Genomic DNA, 20,454 nt, shown 5'->3' with positions numbered 1-20,454 from the left:
TAACTAATTGATTTCATCAAATTAAAAATAAAAAAAAGTATTTGATTAGAGAATTCTCTTTTGTAATAATAGACGCTTTAAAATTAGAAAAGGTTGACGAAGTTGTTTTTTTAGACTATTTGCTATAATATAAATCAATTGTAATTGTAAGTTACCCTACAGGGAAATTCTCGAACCATTTTCATGATGATTTAAAAAGAACGAATAGCGAGTAAATCATTTACTTTATTAGCTTAAGAAAATTTGTTTTTTCATAATTTAAAGTTTTATAATATCTGTGTAGATGATCATAAATAATAAGTTCATACATTCTTTGTTTAGAGTTATATTGACGGTTAATCATCATATGAATATGACTCGCTAAAAAGTCAAAAAGATCGATTTGAATTGTATTTTTTAGTTCTGATATTTTCTTTGTGGTTTGATTTTGTTTTTCTTCAATTAATTCGTAAAAATCTGGGATATTATTTCTATTTTCTCCTTTTAAATAGTATTTTAATTCGTTGGATAATTCTCTATATTTTTTATCAAGTTCTTTTTTTAATATTTTATCTGCCTCAAATTCTTCCTTAAATGAATGCTGTAAAGCTTGCATTAAAACGAATTTATCATGCGGAGACAAAGAAAAAGAGTTTAAAAGAGAATCGATTGAGCAAAAACTGAATAAAAGCGCCATTTCTTTTTTTTGAAATGTTTTCTTTAGTGAAAGATATTTTATCATCATTTCACTATCTTTCCAGAATAAAAATTCGGAATCTTCCATAGTTGCTTTACCATATCTTTCCATTTCTCTTTTATAAGTATCCGTTTGAATTTTCCATGCTAAATTTTCCTGAAGCAAATCATTTAAAATAGGATAAAGCATATGAATCACTTTTGATAAATCTTTTTTATTTTCAAGTAAAAATCGGATTCTAAAATGCGTATCGGTATCCTTGTATCGAATAAAAAACCATTTTTGGATAATTTTTCTTTTTTTTAAATGGAAAATAATAGGATATAGTTTTTCAAGTAAAATTAGATCCGTTGTTTTTACTCCTGTATAAATTTTATAATACAGCCACTCACTGCCTAAACAGAAATTTCTTTGCATTTATAGTTGTTCTTTAAAAAATGATAATATAAATTGATTGGTAAATCCTCCGCCGTTATTATTTTTTACAAAAGACTCCTCCGTAAATAGAAATTCTTCCAAAATAATTTTATCTCTCTTCCCAGCTGACTTTAAAAACAATTGAATTCCAATTTCTGTTTGAAAATCTAAAAGTAGAGTATTGTCGGAATTCACCCAATTTACTTGACATGGAATATCTCTAATGCTTCTCCAAAGTGAGAATGCTTCAGTTAGATCGTTCCCGCTTAATTTTAAAAACGGGACTATATCTTCTTTAGCAATATTCCATTTCGCTTTTGAAAGTATAATTTCTTTGTATTCTACCCTAGGAAAATAATTGTAATGAGACTCTAAAATTCCCCAGCTAAAACTAAATACTGGTTTTGTGTTCTGTGCCTGCAAATCACATAAAAAATGATAGACGGGCAGCGAACTATTCCTAAAGTTGTGAGCATTTGATAGACAGGGAATAATTTCTTTATCAAGTTTCTTAGAATAGAGTTTAATCTTATCGTTTCTCAAACAAATAAATAAATCACTTAACTCAATCGTATTTTCTTTGTCAGTGCCTGAATTCGCCAGATACGCAATTTCATATTTTCTTAAAACTGGTCTGCGCAAAATATTTCCCGTTCTAGACTGAGGAATATGAACAATTTCAGCCAAAATTTTATCATTATGATACTCTTGTTCTTTTTGTATAATTTTTTTAGTAAGTTCATGAATATCAGTATTTCCGATGCAAAATCTGCCCATTAATTTTGCGGCGCTAACATCTCCTGAAGATTCAATTGTCAGCTTTTGATCAATGTAAATCTCAATCAGTGTAGAAAATGTAGCAGGAAGCTGATCCAGATTTGCATCAAAATCAGGAAAATCACTTTCATGCAATTCTATTTTGGTCTTATTTTTTGAGCGACATTCCTGAAGTTTTTTTTCCAGAATAAGATCATATGAAGTCCAACTCTGAGTCTCATTTTTACTCTTTTTAAGTTTAAAAGTAAAATCTTCGAGGATTTCGTGCGAGTCATTCATTTCATGATTTGCTGGATAGCCTAATCCGCATTCAGTATCTAAAACAGACATAAGAGGCATTTGCTCTTCTTCATACCTTTCAGAAAAGGCTTTGATAAACATTTTGAGATTATTAAATTCTATTTTAGGCTGAATGCCATTTAAAAAATAAAGTCCCCTGCTGACTTTTTCTGCAATGTTGACATTTAAACTATTTGTTTTATAAGCTGTATTTAAATCAGTTTGAAGAAGATATTTTTTATCATATTCAAACCCTTTTTTGAGAATGTTTTCTCTGATTTCTTTGTACTGGTTTTCTGCTGGAATCAGAGAAACATCCAAATCTAAAACTTGACTATTCAGCTTCTTTAAGAATTGGTACTCAGCTGTTAGATCAGGAATATTTTTTAAGATTGATAAAACCTTATCAAATTCATCATTGCCAGTTAGAGCTGCATCTAGTTCGCTCACTAAAAATTGGAAGTCTATAAGATGCATAATAAATTCAAGAGCTTCTTCTTTTTGAGAATCATCATCTGCTAAAACAGAAATCATTTCGTTTATAGTTGCTCCTGATTTTGTTTTAAGCATTATCTCTTTTAGAGCATCCGTTTTTCGTAAGGATGCAATGCTATGTTCCCGCTTAGATTTTATGTATTTGTATTCAATATACCTATAAAAATCACCTAATTCATAAATAGAAGAATTGGAAAAATATTTTAAATTAAAAATTGGTTTTTCTCGTTTAGTTATATTTTGCAGCAATCCTACCCAAAACTGCATATCAAACTGAGTAAATCTTTTGTGTTTTTCAGGCAGTTCTAATATAATATTGCTATGAACATCCATTTTCCCGACCGAACATCCGGCAAAAAGACCAAAAGGTGTGCACCTTGAAGACATTCTTGATATGTATCGTAGCAATGTAAATTCTAAAGCTATTTTTTTTTTATTAAAAGAATGATCTTTAAAACTTTCCCATTTGTTAAGCTCATCTACCAGTTCTGACGATGCCAGATTTAACGCTTCTTTTACTAATGCATTTTTGTAAATAGAAATTGTCTTTTCATAATTGTAATTTTTGAGAAGATCCAAATAAAATGAAATGGGAAATAAAGGAGTTCTCAGAATATATTCTGGAAAATGTGAAATTTTAAATTGTGGTTTCATTTCTTTTCTTGCTAAACTTTTCGGCAAGTTGCATGGCATTATAAACATTAAGGACTTTACATGATGTCTAAATCTTCGCTGTCGTTCCCAGCACTGTTGACCAAAAGAACATTATTTTCTTCGGCAGCTTTAAAAGCATCTGACACTAATCTTTATTCATGAAAGACTCTTTTCCAACCGAAATATTAATTATCATCAGGCTCATCTCCAGAAGGAGAAATATTTAGATAATTTTGACATCTGCTATGCCTTTTTATTCCAATCTCGTTATTTCTGTTTGCCACAAGAATTCTTGTTATGATCCTGAATAGTTCTTACACCTTCTATAGTATTAATCATTTTCAGCTTGACACCTTGCAGAGGAGTTTGCTTTATTATGATCCGTATGACCCGTAAGAGGATCAGCAGCAATGCCTCCGCCAACAATTAAATGCAGTTTTTTTAGTTTAGCTACTTCAAATTTTTCAAGACCAAATTTCTGTACTTTTTTTGTTTCTTTTTTCATTTTCATCTTTATATTTTTTTAATCTATTATTAATGCTGCAAATATAGGTTTCCATTTTTGCGGCTAGAAAAATAAATTATTGTACTTATCGAAATTCATGAATTCCGAGTTATATTATTTTTCTTACTATATGATAATTAGCTATTTATATTTTCTTTACCAAATCCACTTCCCTAATGAAATAAGTTGGTTTTAAACCTGTTTTTTTTAAAAATGCACTTGAAAAGGATTCTGCATTGTTAAAACCGAATTCTAATGCAAGTGCCTGGATTGTATATTTCCTAAGTTTACTATCTGCTTCTAATTTGTGTATGGCATATTCGATTCTCAGATCATTTAAATACTGAGTAAATGTTTTTTCTTTGTATACATTGACAATTTTTGAGATATATTTGCTATTAGTTTCAAATGTGGTGGATAGTATCTGTATTGTTATATTTGATGTTAGAAATTCTTTTTGCTTTTCAAATTGGTTTAGTTTTTCCAAAATTTGATTTACAACTTCTCCACTTATACCAATATCTTCAAGTTTATTGTGATCAATTTTGCGTTCATCATCGATGATCTTTTTTTGGTTTTCGGCTGTATCTCTTTTTCTAATTAATTTTTCAAATCTTAATCTATATTGTTTTTTTGTACGATATTGATGAAATGCAAATCCTCCCACACTAAGGGTCGTCAAAAATAAGAATCCAAGCCCCCAACGGGTTTTTATTATATTACTATTTAGTGAATTAATCAGGTTTTCTTTTTCAGAAATTAAGTGTGGTGTATCATATTCTATTTTTACTAATTTGTTTAATTTTCGGTAATTGTTCTGCAAAATACTGTCTATGTTCATATAAACAGTTATATACTTTAACTGCTCTTCTTTCTCTCCTAAATCTTTGTAATAATTAATCAAATAAGGATAACCGCCTATAAACTCTTTACTAATTTCTTTTGTGACTTTATAAATAGAATCCACTTTAATAAAATTTTCAGCAGCTTTTTCTTTTTTACCCAGCCCATCGTAAGCTTTTCCTAAATAATAATATGCTGCAAGTTCATTGGCTGTATCTTTATGATCGATCATCATTGGTAATGATATATTAATACTGTCGAGCGCTGCCGTGTAGTTCTTTTTTAATATCTGGTTTGCCCCCTCATTTAATGTAAAAAGATATTTAAAAAGTTCATTTTTTGTTATGGCAGACTCTTTATAACCTAACTTATTATAAAAAGAAGTTGAATCTGTATTATGTAAAGATTTAAAGCAATCCGCAATCCCAAAAATTACGCTTTGGTAATCGTCAGCGTATTTTTCTGTTCTAAAATCTTTTGTTCTATAATAGTTATAACATTCCTTATAGGTTTCTAAGGCTTCATTATACTCTTCTAAGTCTTCAGATTTAGTAATTGCTATATATTCTCTTACTACATAATAATAGTCTAAATTAGTCCGAAGTGCCACTTTTTCAGCTCTGTTATAATTAAGAATCGCTTCTTTAAATTTAAATTGAGACTTAAGAAAATCGGCTTTTTCACAGTAAGCAGCTGCGGGGAAAAATTTATCATTTGATCCTTCCGAATATTTGATAACACTATCAAGATATTGAATTGCTTTATTCTTATCAGATTGATAGTAGAAAAGTGCAATTTGATAATTAGCCTTAGCTTTTCGAATTTTATTGTTTTCCTGTATTGCTTTAGCCATGTAAGCATTCGTATATAGTAATTGCTTCTTTTGATTTCCTATATTTTTAAAATACAAATCTTGCAAATTATGATAAGATAATTTTTTAAGATGATTTTGGTCAACCTGAGCGAATAAATAAAACGGAAATAAAAATATTAATAACACTTTTAATAATCTGGTGGTAATCATATATCATTGTTTCTGACAAAAATAGCATAACTAAAAAAAAAGCGTTATTAATACTATGTTTTTTATTTTCAATTTAATCGTCTGATATATTGATAGTTATGAATATTGTTTAATAAAATTCCCGAATTCCCTATCGACATTCCTGAATTTCGATAATCAACATTTGTGGACAGTGTGATGTTTATCTAGTTTTGGCTTCAGAAAAGTGAGACATTTTCTACAGTAAGACGTCGCTGTTGAAAACAAATTCTTTTCTATACTGTAATTGGCCGATTACAAATAATCGAAGTGATAAAATAATTATCACACAATGTTTAATAATTTAAAAACATAAAATATGAATTTAGAAAGTTTAAATTTAGTAGAGCTTAATACTCAAGAAGTACAAGAAATTGACGGTGGTTTTATTCCTTTACTTATTGCAATTGGAGGAGCTCTCTATAGTACAGGTTATGCAGTAGGCTATTTTGTAAAACATTAATATTAAAAAATCATGAAAACTTATTTAGATCAGAAAGAAATCGAAGTTATTGAGCTAACATCCAATGAAATGATGCTAACAGAAGGAGGAAGCATACCAATGGACAAATTAGTAGTTATAGGAGCATTTATGTTTGGATTCGGTCCAGGCCTATTGGCTTTGGGTTATTATAATGGGTCACACTAAAAGAAGTGTTTAAATAAAAATCCATTACTAATAAAATCACTTATGGAATCATCAAAATTATTAAAAACAGTAAGAATTGTAATAGTGTTGTCCTTGTTTATATATTTATTAGGCTATATTATTGGTTCTATTTATAAAAAATAATTTTATCCCTTAAGCAAGCAATATTCTCCTTCTTGTATTAGAAGGAGAATTTTGCTTAAGTTTCTTAACTAATACAAAATTATTTCTCAAATTCTTTCAAAAAATATAAAATAAAAAAAGTAATATCTTTTTTAGGAAGAAGCATACAAAAATTATTGGTCATAATTTATTATACTAGTTTTCTTGATGCATTATTTTGCAGGAAAAACTTTTGGCCATATTCTTTATTTTCCGAATCATTAAAAATAAGATTTAAGCTTAATAAAAGAAATCAATAAAATTAAAAATTGCAATGTAAGAAGTATAATACAGCTTTTGTATTATGCCATTATTGGTATTTGGCGGCTAAATATCGGTTTATCTAATATATAACTTGCCAAATTAAATTAAAAGTAAAATTTACAGATTACGCTAAGCAATGATAATAATTATTTTGTTTCTTACTGAATTTATGTCTTTGAAAAGGAAATTATTTTACGCAAAACTTTATCGAATAAGAATATTAATTTTGAGAATTTTTAATAATAAATCTCCATTTTTAATTCTTTTTTTTTAACCTTTTTTTTTAAAAAAAATTAAAATTTATGTTATGAACTTCAGTTCTGACCCCATTAACACCCTCGAAAATTTAATCTCAAAAAATAATAGTAAAAGTACTTCTATATATCTAGTAATTACTTTTGCGGTTATTATTTTTTTGATGCTGCTTCCAGTCATAAAGGTTGATATTACAAGCCAAAGCCGAGGGATTATTCGCAGCACGACAGATAATGTTCCTGTTACAGCAATAGTAAGCGGCCGAATTCTGTGGATTGATCTTAAAAATAATGCTGTAGTACAAAAAGGAGACACATTGGTAAAAATTGCCAAGCAAAATCTTGAAACGGAAAAACATACACAAAATTTGGTTTCAGGTTCTATTACCGAACTTTTTTGGGATATAAATTCCATTTTATCCAATAAAACGGCTGCTTTAAAAACTACAACTGCCAGAGAAGAGTACACAAAATTTCAATCCCGTAAAAGCGAATTAGAAAGTAAGGTCTCGCAGGCAACTGTAAATTTCAATAGAAATAAAGGTCTGTTTGATAAGAATATTATTTCAAAAGTAGAGTATGAAAAATACGATTATGAATTGCGCTCGGCCAATGAAGCTCTGAAAAGTTACACAAGCGAACAAAAATCAGCTTGGGAAAATCAAAAACGAGATCTCGAGGAACGTATAAAAAATCTGAACGGAAGTATTGAAAAAATTAATGTTGAAGAGCAAAACTATGTTATCATAGCCCCAATTTCCGGAACAATTGAAAGTTTTACAGGCTTACAACAAGGCTCATTTTTAAATGCCTCTCAATCTATTGCAAATATTTCGGCATCAGATCATTTAATTGTCGAAAGCATGGTTTCTCCAGGTGATATTGGACTTATTCATAAAAATCAGGAAGTAAAATTTCAATTGGATGCTTTCAATTATAATCAATGGGGATTACTTGACGGAAAGGTGGTAGATATAGACCATAATATTTCAATTAAAGATAATCAGACTTTTTTTAAAGTGCGAAGCGAATTATGTTCGACACAATTGAAACTTAAATCCGGATACAAGACTGAGGTTTCAAAAGGAATGACGCTTACTACGCGATACTACATAGTGAGAAGAACTTTGTTCGATTTAATATTTGACAAAGTAGATGACTGGTTAAATCCAAAACAATTATCAATAGAGAATTAATACTATAAATGGCATCAATAAAAATTAAACAGCATGATATTAAAGATTGTGGTTCTGCTTGCTTGGCATCTATTGGCAATCATTACAAGGTTAATCTGCCCATAGCAAGAATTAGACAATATGCACATACAGATAAACGAGGCACAAATGTTCTTGGTATTATTGAAGCTGCTGAAAAAATGGGATTTTCTGCAAAAGGTGTAAAGGGAGGCTTTGATTCCTTAGATAAAATTCCTCTGCCGGCAATTGCTCATGTAATATTAGATAATCAATTGCAGCATTATGTAGTAATTTATAAAGTAGAGAAAGCAAAGGTAGAAAGTGCATCTAAAATTACGGTAATGGATCCCGGATTGGGAAAAATGCAAACCTATACATATGAAGGATTTCAAAAAATATGGTCAGGAGTTTTAATTCTTTTTGCGAAAAATGATGATTTTAGAACTTACAACGAAAAAATTTCTCCGATTACTCGATTTTGGCATCTGGTACAGCCACATAAAAGCATCTTAATACAAGCGCTTACAGGGGCAATTATTTTTACAGTATTAGGGCTTGCAATGTCTGTTTATATTCAAAAAATAACAGATTATGTTTTAGTTGAAGGTAATAGAAAACTTCTCAATTTATTAAGTGTCTTTATGATTGGGATAATCTTTCTTCAAGGATTTATAGGTTCACAAAAAAGTATTTTTGTATTAAAAACAGGACAGCTAATAGATGCAAAATTAATTTTAGGGTATTACAAACATTTACTGCATTTACCACAACGTTTTTTTGATACAATGCAGATCGGAGAAATTATATCCCGTATCAACGATGCTGTCAAAATAAGATCTTTTATAAATGAAGTCGCAATTGATTTGATAGTCAATGTTTTTATTGTGATTTTCTCATTTGCTTTAATGTTTACGTATTACTGGAAATTGGCATTAGTAATTTTATGTATTATTCCATTTTATGGTCTGGTTTACTTTTTGTTGAATAAATTCAATAAAAAGGTAGAAAGAAATATAATGGAAAGAGCCGCTGAACTTCAAACCCAATTAGTAGAAAGTGTAACCCATATTAGAACCGTAAAAGAATTTGGTATTGAGGAATTCTCCAATTTTAAAACAGAAAATAAATTTGTAAAACTACTATTTTCCACTTATAAGTCAGGTTTAAATGGCATTTTCTCTAGTAGTTCGACACAATTTCTAGCATCTGTCTTTACAGTTGTCTTAATGTGGATAGGTTCTGGTTATGTAATTGATAGAGCTATTACACCAGGAGAATTATTTTCATTTTATGCTTTGATAGGATATTTTACATCTCCTGTAGCTTCTATAATTGGAATGAACAAAACAGTTCAAAATGCTTTAATCGCAGCCGACAGACTTTTTGAGATTATGGATTTGGAGCGTGAAAAAACTGAAAATAAGATAGAGCTTCAAAAAGAAAATATAGGTGATATTAAATTTGAAAATGTAAGTTTTAGGTATGGTTCTAGAGCAGAAGTTTTTAAAAACTTCAATGCTGTATTCAAAAAAAATCAAACAACTGCGATTGTAGGAGAAAGCGGAAGCGGTAAAACAACTCTAATTTCACTTCTTCAAAATTTGTACCCTATTAATGAGGGTAAGATCTTTATTGGAGAATATGACACGCAGTTCATACATTACAAAAGTTTAAGGCAATCTATTGGTGTTATACCTCAGGAACTTAATTTGTTTTCAGGTAATATTTTAGAAAACATTGCTTTGGGAGATTCTTTTCCTGATATTAAACGAATTATAGATTTATCCAAACAGTTAGCAATTACAGATTTTGTTGAAAAGCTGCCTAATGGTTTCGAAACACAGATTGGCGAAAACGGAACAATGCTATCAGGAGGGCAAAAGCAACGAATTGCTATTGCTAGAGCATTGTATAAAAATCCTGATATTTTATTGATGGACGAAGCAACTTCTGCATTAGATACAAATTCTGAAATGATAGTAAAAAAAGTTATAGACGATTTTAAGACGCAAGGTAAAACCATTATTATAATTGCGCATAGGTTAAGTACCATTTCAAATGCTGATACTATTTTAGTCATGGAAAAAGGTACAATTGTAGAATCAGGGAATCATCATAATTTACTAGAGAAAAAGGAAAAGTATTTCAATTTATGGAAAAAGCAAAGTTTGGTTTAATACTAAATATTATTTTACAATTAGATGATTCTCTATATTTAGCTAAGATAAAATTTAATAAAAATGAAAAACGAGATACAATTAAACTATTTTATTTATAAATAAAATCAGTTTGGAATGGATACTTTATTTGCTACAAAAAGCTGGGGCGTTTTTTAAATATATATCACTAGTCCAAGTTTGTGACAGAATCGTGGCGCAATACAGAAAAAAGTATAAGAAATGGAATACAAAAGCGGAAAATGACGGTTTTGTTCGAATCCACCTTTCTCCGCCAGTAGAAGTTTCAAAAGAAACTTTAAAAATCAAAAGCCTTTAAACACATACTCTCGCCTGAAAGTAGAAAGTGAACAAAATCGGTGAATCGCCAATTTTTGTCCATGTGTTTAGAAGGTAAAAGAATTTCAATGGGTACTTGAAAATTGATTTTCCAAGGAGCGATAGGTCTTTAACGGCAACCTTAGAAATGTTCCTAAACTCGAAAAGGAGAAGATTATTAAAAATTCAATTGATCTTTGTAAGTTGAATGCTGAAAAAAATACAATGAATCATTTAAAATGGATACTAAGGCTTCTTTAAAGTTATTAAAGACAGTGCTTGCACGAAAAAACAAAAGTAAACAGACGAGATTACCGTTTTGGAAGAATGCCTTAATATAAGCTTATTTTAAGACAGATTGGTATACATAATGATATTGAAGGTTGACTATAAGAATAGATTTAACTATAAATATACTTTGTCAACTATTCATAAAATGCATTAAACATATATAATCTTTCTAACATATAAGAAAATATATAGAAATAGAGGTAAATGTTTTTTTGAAGTCAATTTGAACTAGACCTAGGTTATTTAAAATTAAATAAATTAGGCTGATTTTTTCTCATTCTAAAACTTACAAAATGAGCTTTATCTTTTATTTGAAAATAAATATTATTTTTTAAAAGAAATACTAAATTCTTACCTGGTAGTTCTCCAAAAGAATGTCCGGGATAAAAAAACGTGTTTTCCGGCAAAATATTTTTTAGGTTTTGCACTGACTCCCACATTTTGTCAACATCACCTCCTTTTGTACTACATACACCAACTCCTTCAATGAAAATTGTATCTCCTGAAAAAATATTATTTTCTATTAAATAGCAAATACTTCCTGGTGTATGTCCAGGAGTGAGAATCGGAGTAATATTAAAATCTAAAATTTGTATTTCATTTAAGCTCGTAATACTTTGAAGATTTTGACATTTAAATCCGGAAAACTCTATTTCCTCTGCTGCCATAAAAACAGGAACACTTTTTTTCTCAGCAAATTCATTAGCGAGATTTGTATGATCATCATGAGAATGAGTCAGTAAAACGCCTTTTAAGGCAATCTCATTTTCAATCAAAAAAGTATCAATTAGGTTATAATCCCAAGAAGGATCAACTAAAATTCCAATATTATTTTTATATATTAAATAGCATTGATTAATAATTGAAAAATTAGATGTTTTAAAAATTTTAATTTTGATCATAAAAGTTATTAGTGAAAATTTTCAAAAAAAAGTCTAAATCAATAATAGTTTTTTTAGGTATTACAAGAGAGCAAATATACTGATTTACGTGGAATGAAATAGCTTTGTATTGTGAAACATTTCGAAAATGACTAACATAACAACTTTGTATTTTCTCTATTGATACAATTTCAAGTATTTTAAAATCGATTGTTAAACCAGTTCTGAATATTTTGGCTAAACTTTCTTTGGCAGTCCAAATAATTGTATATCCAATTGGTAAAGTTAAATCCGAATGAAAATCTATTAGTTCAATCTCATTTATAGACATCGTCGTTTTCATAGTAACCACCTTTTCTGAATCTATTTTTTCAATATCAATTCCCATTGGATGTTCTTCCGGAAATGCCAAGGCAACACCAATATCATCGCAATGACTTATACTAACCTGAATGTTTTGTGCAGAACAATTTTTGACAACTGGGAAATGAAAAACACCAAATTCAATTGATATTGATTTAAGATCATTCTGACTAATCTCAAAAACTGCATATTTAGCAGTGATTCTTCCTAATAGGTAACTTTCTTTTCTCCTTTCAAACTTTAAACCATCATAATATTTTTTTTCATTATAACTAAGAAGATTATAGTATTTTAGCAATGAGTCCAACTCTTTTTTAATAAAACAATAACCCGCTTCAAAATTTTTGTTGTTTCTGTTGAGTTCAATCTTTCCTTTATTCATTTAAATTATATAATTTTGATCTTACGAAGATAATATTTTGTTCTCAATAGGTCTGTTGTATTAAGTTGAATGTAAAGTGATAAATTCAATTTAAAAATATTCAAAAGCTATCCAGTATTTAGACATTTTTACAATGCTAATGCAATAATTACAGTTACCGCATCAATTGATGCATTAAATTTATAAATAAACATCTATGGAATTAATTAGCAGTTTAAAATGGCGTTATGCTACAAAAAGGTACAATCCTGCCAAAAAGTTATTGCAAGAAGATTTAGATAAAATTATTGAAGCAGCCAGACTAGCTCCTACCTCTTCGGGATTACAACAATTTAGAATAATTGTTATTAAAAATCAAGCCCTTAAAGAAAAAATTGTTCCGATTGCGTGGGGACAACAAATTATGTCTGAATGCTCTCACATATTAGTATTTGCAGCTTGGGACCGCTACACTGAAGAACGTATTGATGAAATGTATGATTTTACTACCGAAGAACGAAATCTTCCTAAAGGAAGATTTAGCGCCTATACCGATAAATTAAAATCGGAATATTTGCCTCAAACAGCGGAGGAAAATTTCATCCATACGGCAAAGCAATCATATATTGGATTTGGATTAGCAATTGCGCAAGCAGCTGCCTTAAATATAGACAGCACTCCTGTTGAAGGTTTTTCTGCAGATGCCTTAGATGATTTACTTGGTTTAAAAGCAAAAGCATTAAGAAGTGTAACAATACTAACTCTAGGGTATCGGGATAGCGAAAACGATTGGCTGGCACATCTCAAAAAAGTTAGGATCCCAACAGAAGAGTTTGTGATAAAATATGACTAAAAAAATTGATAATCAATAATTTTAAAACCTGGAATTGTGCTTTTTTTTTACATAAATCCAGGTTTTTTTTATTGCATTATTATCAAAAACAACATGAGACCAGCTTAATGTTCACTATGATTTTTTTATTAGATAAGGATTTCTTTTAATCTTCTTTCTAATAGCAATGCTGTTTCTTTCATTAATTTAACAGCTATTATATCTACATGGCGATTTTGCCATTTTTCATACTTGGTACCTTTTACCCATTGGTTAAAAGCTCCAAGAGAAGGTCCGGTATGAACCTGAAAATCAACTTTAAAATCTGGATTCCCTCTAAAAGCTTTTTGCGTACTATAGCCAAAATACCAACGAAAAACTAAACCCATTTTATATTTCTGATTTTGTTCGGCTTTAGAGATTTCACTTTCGTTTCCATTCTTTTTAAGGTATATTTTTGTTTCACTCCAGATTTCATCTATGCTTTTTTTGAAGTAGTTTTTCTCTAAACGTTCGAAAACTTTTGGTGGTATTTCACTTAATGAATCATATTGTTTATATAATTCGTAAAGTTTATTAGCTCTGGCAGGAAACAATACTCCTTTTTTAAGGACTTGGACTTTTGCTCCAAACTCAAACATATCTCCGGCTGGTGCATAAGTAGTGTCCTGCACATTGATATCCTGCAGCATTTGTTTTACAGTATCGCTCATACCGGATTCAACAGTGGGCTGATTGATTGAACCTGTAACAATGAAATCTGCTCCCATAATAAAAGCACAAGCTGCGGCTTGGGGAGTTCCAATTCCTCCTGCAAGACCTACACGAATTACCTTTTTATAATTAAATTCTTTTTGCATTTGCTCATTGAGTTCCTTAATTGCTGAAAATAGAACCAACGCTACTCCGGAATCAGTGTGCCCTCCTGAATCAGCTTCTACACAAATATCATCTGCCATTGCAAATTTACTTGAAAGTTCAGCCTGAATTTTACTTATTAATCCTTCTTCAAGTAATTGATTGATAATTTTTTCAGGGGCTGGGCGCATAAAAATTTCTGCAGATTCAGGTCTGGATATCTTTGCTATTATTCTATTACCAGCCCTTATATTTCCATTACTCAATTTTTCCATACCAACAGCTCTATAATACACTAATGCCTTTGTCATATGCATAAATGCAGACGCCTCAATTACATTTACATTGTATTCTAAAAATTGATTTACAATTTTCATTTCAGCTTCCAAATTACCGATCTGGTGTAAAAGATTTGCCCCAAATGTTTCCTTATTGGTCAAATAGTTTTGAATATAAGTCAAATTTTCTTCTATTTCTTGAGAAGACATACCTCCTGTCCCTAAGAAACTCAATAATTTAGTTTTAGCCATTTTTACAACTAACTCTTTTGAAGCTATCCCTTTATACATACTTCCGGAAAAATAACTGTATTGTACATTATAATCACTCCGAAAAGTAGTGCTGCCAAGCTTAGCAGCCAAAAGATTATTTTGAATCTCATCAAGTTGTTTTTTAACTACTATTCCAGTAACAGCATTACTTTGTTCTTCCTTAAAAATCAGAGGAGTTGATTTCTCCTTAATTTCATTAATCATTTTGGTCAATATTCCGCTTCCCAATTCTTCATAATCTCCAACGCCTTTTCCCATCAAAAAACGAATACTATTAGTCCACAGCACAGAACTTGAAATTTGTCTGCTTAAATAGTTTCTAATTTCACTATCAAGATATGGTTTTCCTGTTATGTTGGCAATTACAGGAATTTCTAAATTTGAGAAGGATATCTCTTCTAAAAAATCTTTAAATTCATTAGCAGCAGGCTGCATATATCTGGAATGGAATGCAGCGCTAACGGCCAAAGGTATCACGGTTATATTTTGTTTTTCAAAATCTTTTATTACCTTTTCAATATCCGTTTTCTCACCAGATATAACTATTTGTGTTGGAGAGTTATAATTAGCAACATCAATAGTATTAAATCCACCTGATTCTAATTTTTCTTTTACAAGTTCTTCACTAAGACCTAAAACAGCAGCCATTCCTCCACCTGAAGCCTTTGCCATTAGGGCACCTCTTTTCTGGACCATTCTTAAACCATCTTCAAATCCAAAGGCACCACTAGCTAGAAGAGCATTGTATTCTCCTAAACTATGTCCTAAAAGGTAATCTGGCTTATTTCTGTCTTGTATTTTATAATAACGAAAGGCGTTTACTACATACAATGCAGGTTGGGTAAATTGTGTAAATCCCAAAACACGATCAGGATCTTCTAGGCATAGTTCCTTTAAATCATACCCGAGAATAGACGATGCCACTGCCGTTTCATTTTTGAAAATATCAAATAATTCTTTCCCCATTCCTTTATATTGGGATCCTTGACCAGGAAAAATAATTGCTTTCATTTATTACTGCTGTTATATTGTTATTGTTAAAATTTAATGAGATGAATGACCAACCTTGAATGGCATAAAAAATACTATTCCTGATTTCTTTTTTGAGAAAATAAAATATCTAAACCTGCAAAAATTTTGCTCCATTTAATTACGTAAGACACTAATAAAATTAAAAAACCAATGAAAGAAAATATTACTAAAATCACAAATGTTCTGTCTGAACCAGGGTAATAATTTCTATTTACAGGAATATTTTTAACAATTAGTTTTGCTAAATTGTCTATTACTACGCTCATTATTAAATACGAAATCGGAGTCCATATCTTTATGACTAAATCCTTATATCCAAATACTCTTCCTTGTATTTCATAAGGAACAATCCTCTGCCAAAATATATGATCGTTAATCATCATGATGGCAGTTATAAATGCAAAAGAAAAAAGTAAAATTCCAACAGAAATAATATTAATGGGTATTATGATAAAGAGCAATAAAATAAATCCTAATAAGTGAAGGAGTAAAATAACATTCTTAATAGGTAATTTTACATTTTTATAGATACTCATTATAATTCCTCCCAATGCTCCTCCAACACCAGCAAAAGTCATTGCAATACCAAGTCCTGTTTCGTTTGAAAACCCAAGGATCATTGGTGTAGTCAAAATACCTAATCCACCTAAAACAAGACTAATCCATGCATAGAATATAATTAATTGCTGAAGTCCCTTTCCAGATTTTAAAAACTGAGATACTACCTGAACATCTTTTTTGTAAGATACTTGCTCTTTATCGACTTGCTTTATATTAAAATTGAGATATAATAAACCCGCAATTGATATTAAAAACGAAAAAACGTCTATTAAAAATACTCCACTTAAATCAATTATGGTATAAATTAATGGGGCAACTATTGGAACTGTTATTGTTGTTAATGCATATGCGGTACTTTCGATCCCCTTTGCCCTTCCTATATCTCCTTTTTTTACCAATGAAGCAGTAGAAACATAAAAGGCTTTAGAAACAAAGCCGTTTGCTACAGAACTCATAAAAGTGATCATTAATATATATTCTATTTTCAAAAGATTCAAATGATATAATAGGATCATAATAAAACTTCCTAAAGCAGCAAATATCTGTCCTGTTATAATAATTTTTTTCTTATCAAACCGATCAATTATACTTCCTATAAAGGGACTAAACAGAATCTGTGGAAAAATCGTTAAAAATCCTATTAAGGCATAATAAAATGTAGTATTTGAGGTTTTTAACATCCAGATTCCTAATGAAAAAGAAGTCATTGATGTTCCTATTAGTGATATAATAATAAGAAACAAAACTGTTATAAATTTTTTCATTAGATTTTAATTAGTTAAAGTCAAATTTTGAGGAATATTTTTCAAAATTTCGGATATTGGAGCACCTTCATTTTTAACAAGCTGATCCAGTATAATAAAATAATTTTGAATAATATAGTCGATATCTTCTGCAGAATAAGCCTCGCGATTATATTCTAAATTAAATAATATTCCACTGTTAAATGGAACAAACAATCCTTTCAGGTTAAAATGCCCTGAGCCATCTTTGCTATGGCCTTCTCCAAAATTTTCTAGATCCATTTCTGTATAAACTCCAGTAATAAAATTAAAAAAAGTTGGTGTTAATACTCTTAATGGAACATCTAAATCATTTAAAATTTCTTCATGTGGGTAAAATCTGTTTTGAGAAGTTTCAAACATTTCTTCTGTAGCCAACAATACAAATTCTTTAAATGATAAGGAATCATTAATATCCAGAGCTAATATTATAGATGTTGAAAACCATCCTACCATTTCTTCAAATTCCTTAAATATCCTTGTCGAATAGGGAACTGAAAATCTCAAATGATTTGTTTTGTTAATTTTATAAAATACCAATATAAATACCGAAACTATATTCATAAATATACTTGACCCATTATTTGAGGTCAATTTTTGCAGGTTTTCATAATTTGTCCCTTTCACAAAAATCTTATAAGAAGATCCTTGTTCTTGATATAGATTTACAACCTTTCCATAGGCATTAGAAAATTTATCTATAGGTCTGCCTTTTGCTGCAATTTGTATTTCTGAACTTAATTTTTCTTTATATGTTAAATCATATTGATCATTAGTTTTACTAATACTATTTCTAATTTTGTCTAAATATTTTTCTTTTAATAATAGTGCTTTTTCACTTTTCGAAAATTCATTTACCCATAGCGCATAATCTTTATACTGAAATTTTACAGGTGCCAAGGGTGTTTCTTTCCCTTCTGAGAATGCTACATAAAGTTGTTGAATTTCTTTACTAAGTATATTCATAGAAACACCATCTGATATAATATGATCTATAGTAAATAACAGCCCGGACATCTCTTCAGAATATTTCACTACTTTTAGATGAAAAAGGGGAAGTTTTTCTAAATCAAATCTAACATTATTACTGCTTTTACGAATTTGTGCTATCAATTGATCTTTATTTATATCATTTGAAATATCAATATATTCAATAGCAATTTCAGGAATATTTTTTTCAACATACTGCTTAACATGACCATCTATAATTTTAAACGAAGTTCTTAGACTTTCATGTCTTTTTAAAAGCTCCTGTATTACTCTTTCTAGAATTTTCGCATCAACTTGCTTAAATCTTATTAAAAATGACATATTAAAGCAATGTTCCTCAAGAATATTTTTTCTGATGACTATTTTTTCCTGTTGGTGAAAGGCTTCGAACCATTGCTGATCTCCATGATCTTTTACAGTTGAAATATTTAGTTTTGGAAATACATGATTAACTTCATTATTATTGAGGTCATCCTGATCTCTAAAAATTGGCAGGTCTTTATTTTGAAGTGCTTTTTCACTAATATATTCACTCATTAATTCAATTGTATTGAGTGATAAAATCTGATGCAAAGAAAGTTTTACAGTGAATTTTTCATTAATTTGATTTAATAAATACATAGCATTTAATGAATGCCCGCCTAATTCAAAAAAACTTTTCTCAACACTAATTATCTCACTTTCCAACTCTAAAACTTCAGCCCATATCACTTTTAGCTCTTCTTCAATTATTATATTTAATTCGCCTTCATTCCAAACTATTTTTTCTTTGTTAATTTCATTAACACCCACAGATGGGTTGACTTTCTGCGTGCTAGCTTCAATGCTATTTTTTATTGGTTCACTTTTTTGTATCACCAGATTTTTAAATTCATCTCGTGGAATGATACTTTCGTCTATATACTCCTCTAAAATAATGTGAGCATTTACACCTCCAATCGCATACCCATTCAGTGCCGCCCTTCTTGCGTAATGTTTTTCTTCCCAGATAGAGCCCTTATCTTTTAAAATTAAAGAATGATCATTTTCAATCTGATTGTTAATATTACTTAAACCTGATATTCCTGGAATTTTTTTGTTTTCAAAAGCCTTTACCACTTTAATTAATGATGCTATCCCCGAAGCAAATTCGGGATGTCCGATAGTTGGTTTTATACTGCCAATATGCCATTTTTTATCTGGATTAGAACTCAACTCTTTATAAACATCATTTAATGTTTGCAGCTCTATTGCATCAGCAAACGGATTTGCAATACCATGTGCTTCAATATAATCTATTGTTTCAGGGTTTATTTTAGCTTTTCGAAAACTCATAATTACAGCTTCTCTAATTCCTGAAGGGCTTGGAGCTTCTAAAGAAAAACCTTTTCCTCCATGAAAAATTGCGCTCGATTTGATCAAGGCTAATATTTTATTATGGTCTGCTTTAGCTTTTTTAAGAGATTTTATAATAATTACTCCCGCTCCTTCGCTGCTTATAAACCCTGTACCTTCATTTGAAAAACTCTTTGTTGTATTGCTATTACTTAAAAGTTCTTTAATTTCTGTCAGGTTGATCTTCTGAAGTTCTGTTTTTGGAATGATATTAACCCCTCCAACAATTGCCTGGTCACACTCACCTAAAGAAATACTTTGCATAGCTCTATGCAATGCAACATACGCACTTGTGCAGGAAGTATTTACAACTTCACTTGGTCCCTTCAAGTTTAAATGAAATGAGATCTTATTAGGTATAAGGTAAGATCTCTGATCTTGAAAATTTTGCATTTCATTAAGTTCTTTATCATTAATAAAAACTTGTTGAGCACCAATAAAAACTCCAGTAGAAGATGATGAAAGTTCTTTTAAAGAGATTTGATTTTCTACTATAGCCTGACCCAATACGCTAAACATCATTTGTTGCTGACGGCTTAACAACTTATATTTTTCTTCACTTAGATTTAAATTCCCAAGATATTTTTCTTCGTAATTTACTGTTGTCTCTCCATAATGCAAAGAATTACTTGCAGTGGTGGTAAGTAGTTCTCCTTCTATGATATTTGACCATAATTCAGCTGAATTTTTAGCTCCTGAGAATGCCGCACCCAAACCAATAATCGCTATATCATCAGTTGCTAAAGAGCTATAATTGTCAGGAACATTTATTTTTTTATTCCTGTGTCTCGGAATAATTTTTGTGTCGCTAAAATTCTGTTTAATCGGTTGTGCAAAAATTTTCTCGTCAATTATTTCTAAATTACTATT

At 29.9% G+C, this 20,454-nt stretch carries 15 protein-coding genes (1 of these 15 cut by a window edge); 6 read left to right on the top strand and 9 right to left on the bottom strand.

Annotated elements, in window-relative coordinates:
* Nucleotides 1-220: 220 nt before the first annotated feature.
* The 4 genes from B0A68_RS03925 to B0A68_RS03910 form a co-directional block, all read right to left on the bottom strand.
* Nucleotides 221-1,093, bottom strand: coding sequence for a thiopeptide-type bacteriocin biosynthesis protein (locus B0A68_RS03925; RefSeq protein WP_035684559.1), 873 nt, complete (start codon nucleotides 1,091-1,093; stop codon nucleotides 221-223).
* On the bottom strand, nucleotides 1,094-3,298 hold the full coding sequence (locus B0A68_RS03920; protein ID WP_165571334.1) for a lantibiotic dehydratase family protein: 2,205 nt from the start codon (nucleotides 3,296-3,298) through the stop codon (nucleotides 1,094-1,096).
* A gap of 331 nt (nucleotides 3,299-3,629) precedes the next feature.
* Nucleotides 3,630-3,803: a hypothetical protein gene (locus B0A68_RS24410; RefSeq protein WP_165571335.1), complete on the bottom strand. Its 174-nt coding sequence runs from the start codon at nucleotides 3,801-3,803 to the stop codon at nucleotides 3,630-3,632.
* A 145-nt stretch (nucleotides 3,804-3,948) separates the two neighbouring features.
* On the bottom strand, nucleotides 3,949-5,670 hold the full coding sequence (locus B0A68_RS03910) for a helix-turn-helix domain-containing protein (RefSeq protein ID WP_035684566.1): 1,722 nt from the start codon (nucleotides 5,668-5,670) through the stop codon (nucleotides 3,949-3,951).
* Nucleotides 5,671-6,007: 337 nt separating this feature from the next.
* Between B0A68_RS03910 and B0A68_RS03905 the strand changes: the two genes are divergently transcribed.
* From B0A68_RS03905 to B0A68_RS24305, 5 genes are all read left to right on the top strand, one after another.
* Nucleotides 6,008-6,151, top strand: coding sequence for a class IIb bacteriocin, lactobin A/cerein 7B family (locus B0A68_RS03905; RefSeq protein WP_084679047.1), 144 nt, complete (start codon nucleotides 6,008-6,010; stop codon nucleotides 6,149-6,151).
* 12 nt (nucleotides 6,152-6,163) lie between these two features.
* Nucleotides 6,164-6,337: a hypothetical protein gene (locus B0A68_RS24405; protein ID WP_165571336.1), complete on the top strand. Its 174-nt coding sequence runs from the start codon at nucleotides 6,164-6,166 to the stop codon at nucleotides 6,335-6,337.
* A 733-nt stretch (nucleotides 6,338-7,070) separates the two neighbouring features.
* On the top strand, nucleotides 7,071-8,213 hold the full coding sequence (locus B0A68_RS03900) for an HlyD family secretion protein (RefSeq protein WP_035684568.1): 1,143 nt from the start codon (nucleotides 7,071-7,073) through the stop codon (nucleotides 8,211-8,213).
* 8 nt (nucleotides 8,214-8,221) lie between these two features.
* Nucleotides 8,222-10,390 carry a peptidase domain-containing ABC transporter gene (locus tag B0A68_RS03895; protein ID WP_035684570.1) on the top strand — a complete coding sequence of 723 codons (2,169 nt, stop codon included), beginning with the start codon at nucleotides 8,222-8,224 and terminating at the stop codon, nucleotides 10,388-10,390.
* A 112-nt stretch (nucleotides 10,391-10,502) separates the two neighbouring features.
* Nucleotides 10,503-10,709, top strand: coding sequence for a hypothetical protein (locus B0A68_RS24305; protein WP_123947473.1), 207 nt, complete (start codon nucleotides 10,503-10,505; stop codon nucleotides 10,707-10,709).
* A gap of 529 nt (nucleotides 10,710-11,238) precedes the next feature.
* Here the strand turns inward: B0A68_RS24305 and B0A68_RS03890 are convergent.
* Entirely contained in the window at nucleotides 11,239-11,901 is a 663-nt protein-coding gene (locus B0A68_RS03890; protein WP_051892587.1) for an MBL fold metallo-hydrolase, read from the bottom strand.
* Complete coding sequence (locus B0A68_RS03885; protein ID WP_051892589.1) at nucleotides 11,888-12,625, bottom strand: 4'-phosphopantetheinyl transferase family protein; 738 nt, start codon at nucleotides 12,623-12,625, stop codon at nucleotides 11,888-11,890. The genes B0A68_RS03890 and B0A68_RS03885 overlap by 14 nt, the downstream gene beginning before the upstream one ends.
* Nucleotides 12,626-12,821: 196 nt before the next feature.
* On the opposite strand from B0A68_RS03885, the gene B0A68_RS03880 reads away from it, so the two are divergent.
* Complete coding sequence (locus B0A68_RS03880; RefSeq protein WP_035684572.1) at nucleotides 12,822-13,457, top strand: nitroreductase family protein; 636 nt, start codon at nucleotides 12,822-12,824, stop codon at nucleotides 13,455-13,457.
* Nucleotides 13,458-13,585: 128 nt separating this feature from the next.
* Here the strand turns inward: B0A68_RS03880 and fabD are convergent, their stop codons facing one another.
* The 3 genes from fabD to B0A68_RS03865 form a co-directional block, all read right to left on the bottom strand.
* Nucleotides 13,586-15,856 carry an ACP S-malonyltransferase gene (fabD, locus tag B0A68_RS03875; RefSeq protein ID WP_035684574.1) on the bottom strand — a complete coding sequence of 757 codons (2,271 nt, stop codon included), beginning with the start codon at nucleotides 15,854-15,856 and terminating at the stop codon, nucleotides 13,586-13,588.
* Between the two features lie 74 nt (nucleotides 15,857-15,930).
* A complete protein-coding gene (locus B0A68_RS03870; RefSeq protein WP_084679049.1) occupies nucleotides 15,931-17,202 on the bottom strand; it encodes an MFS transporter in 1,272 nt (423 codons plus the stop codon).
* A 6-nt stretch (nucleotides 17,203-17,208) separates the two neighbouring features.
* Nucleotides 17,209-20,454, bottom strand: partial view of an SDR family NAD(P)-dependent oxidoreductase gene (locus B0A68_RS03865; protein WP_035684577.1) — the final stretch only. The gene runs 15,372 nt beyond the window's last position; 3,246 of the gene's 18,618 nt are visible here — the last part of the coding sequence; its start codon lies off the right edge, out of view; its stop codon occupies nucleotides 17,209-17,211.

Origin of the sequence: Flavobacterium reichenbachii (assembly GCF_002217435.1) — a bacterium.
Lineage (GTDB): Bacteria > Bacteroidota > Bacteroidia > Flavobacteriales > Flavobacteriaceae > Flavobacterium > Flavobacterium reichenbachii.
This window is presented reverse-complemented; position numbering and strand designations above follow the sequence as displayed.

Coding starts and splice junctions, on each gene's coding strand:
- B0A68_RS03905 (WP_084679047.1), top strand. CDS start 6,008: ATGAATTTAGAAAGTTTAAATTTAGTAGAGCTTAATACTCAAGAAGTA.
- B0A68_RS24405 (WP_165571336.1), top strand. CDS start 6,164: ATGAAAACTTATTTAGATCAGAAAGAAATCGAAGTTATTGAGCTAACA.
- B0A68_RS03910 (WP_035684566.1), bottom strand. CDS start 5,670: ATGATTACCACCAGATTATTAAAAGTGTTATTAATATTTTTATTTCCG.
- B0A68_RS03880 (WP_035684572.1), top strand. CDS start 12,822: ATGGAATTAATTAGCAGTTTAAAATGGCGTTATGCTACAAAAAGGTAC.
- B0A68_RS03870 (WP_084679049.1), bottom strand. CDS start 17,202: ATGAAAAAATTTATAACAGTTTTGTTTCTTATTATTATATCACTAATA.
- B0A68_RS03890 (WP_051892587.1), bottom strand. CDS start 11,901: ATGATCAAAATTAAAATTTTTAAAACATCTAATTTTTCAATTATTAAT.
- B0A68_RS03920 (WP_165571334.1), bottom strand. CDS start 3,298: ATGAAACCACAATTTAAAATTTCACATTTTCCAGAATATATTCTGAGA.
- B0A68_RS03895 (WP_035684570.1), top strand. CDS start 8,222: ATGGCATCAATAAAAATTAAACAGCATGATATTAAAGATTGTGGTTCT.
- B0A68_RS24410 (WP_165571335.1), bottom strand. CDS start 3,803: ATGAAAAAAGAAACAAAAAAAGTACAGAAATTTGGTCTTGAAAAATTT.
- fabD (WP_035684574.1), bottom strand. CDS start 15,856: ATGAAAGCAATTATTTTTCCTGGTCAAGGATCCCAATATAAAGGAATG.
- B0A68_RS03900 (WP_035684568.1), top strand. CDS start 7,071: ATGAACTTCAGTTCTGACCCCATTAACACCCTCGAAAATTTAATCTCA.
- B0A68_RS03925 (WP_035684559.1), bottom strand. CDS start 1,093: ATGCAAAGAAATTTCTGTTTAGGCAGTGAGTGGCTGTATTATAAAATT.
- B0A68_RS03885 (WP_051892589.1), bottom strand. CDS start 12,625: ATGAATAAAGGAAAGATTGAACTCAACAGAAACAACAAAAATTTTGAA.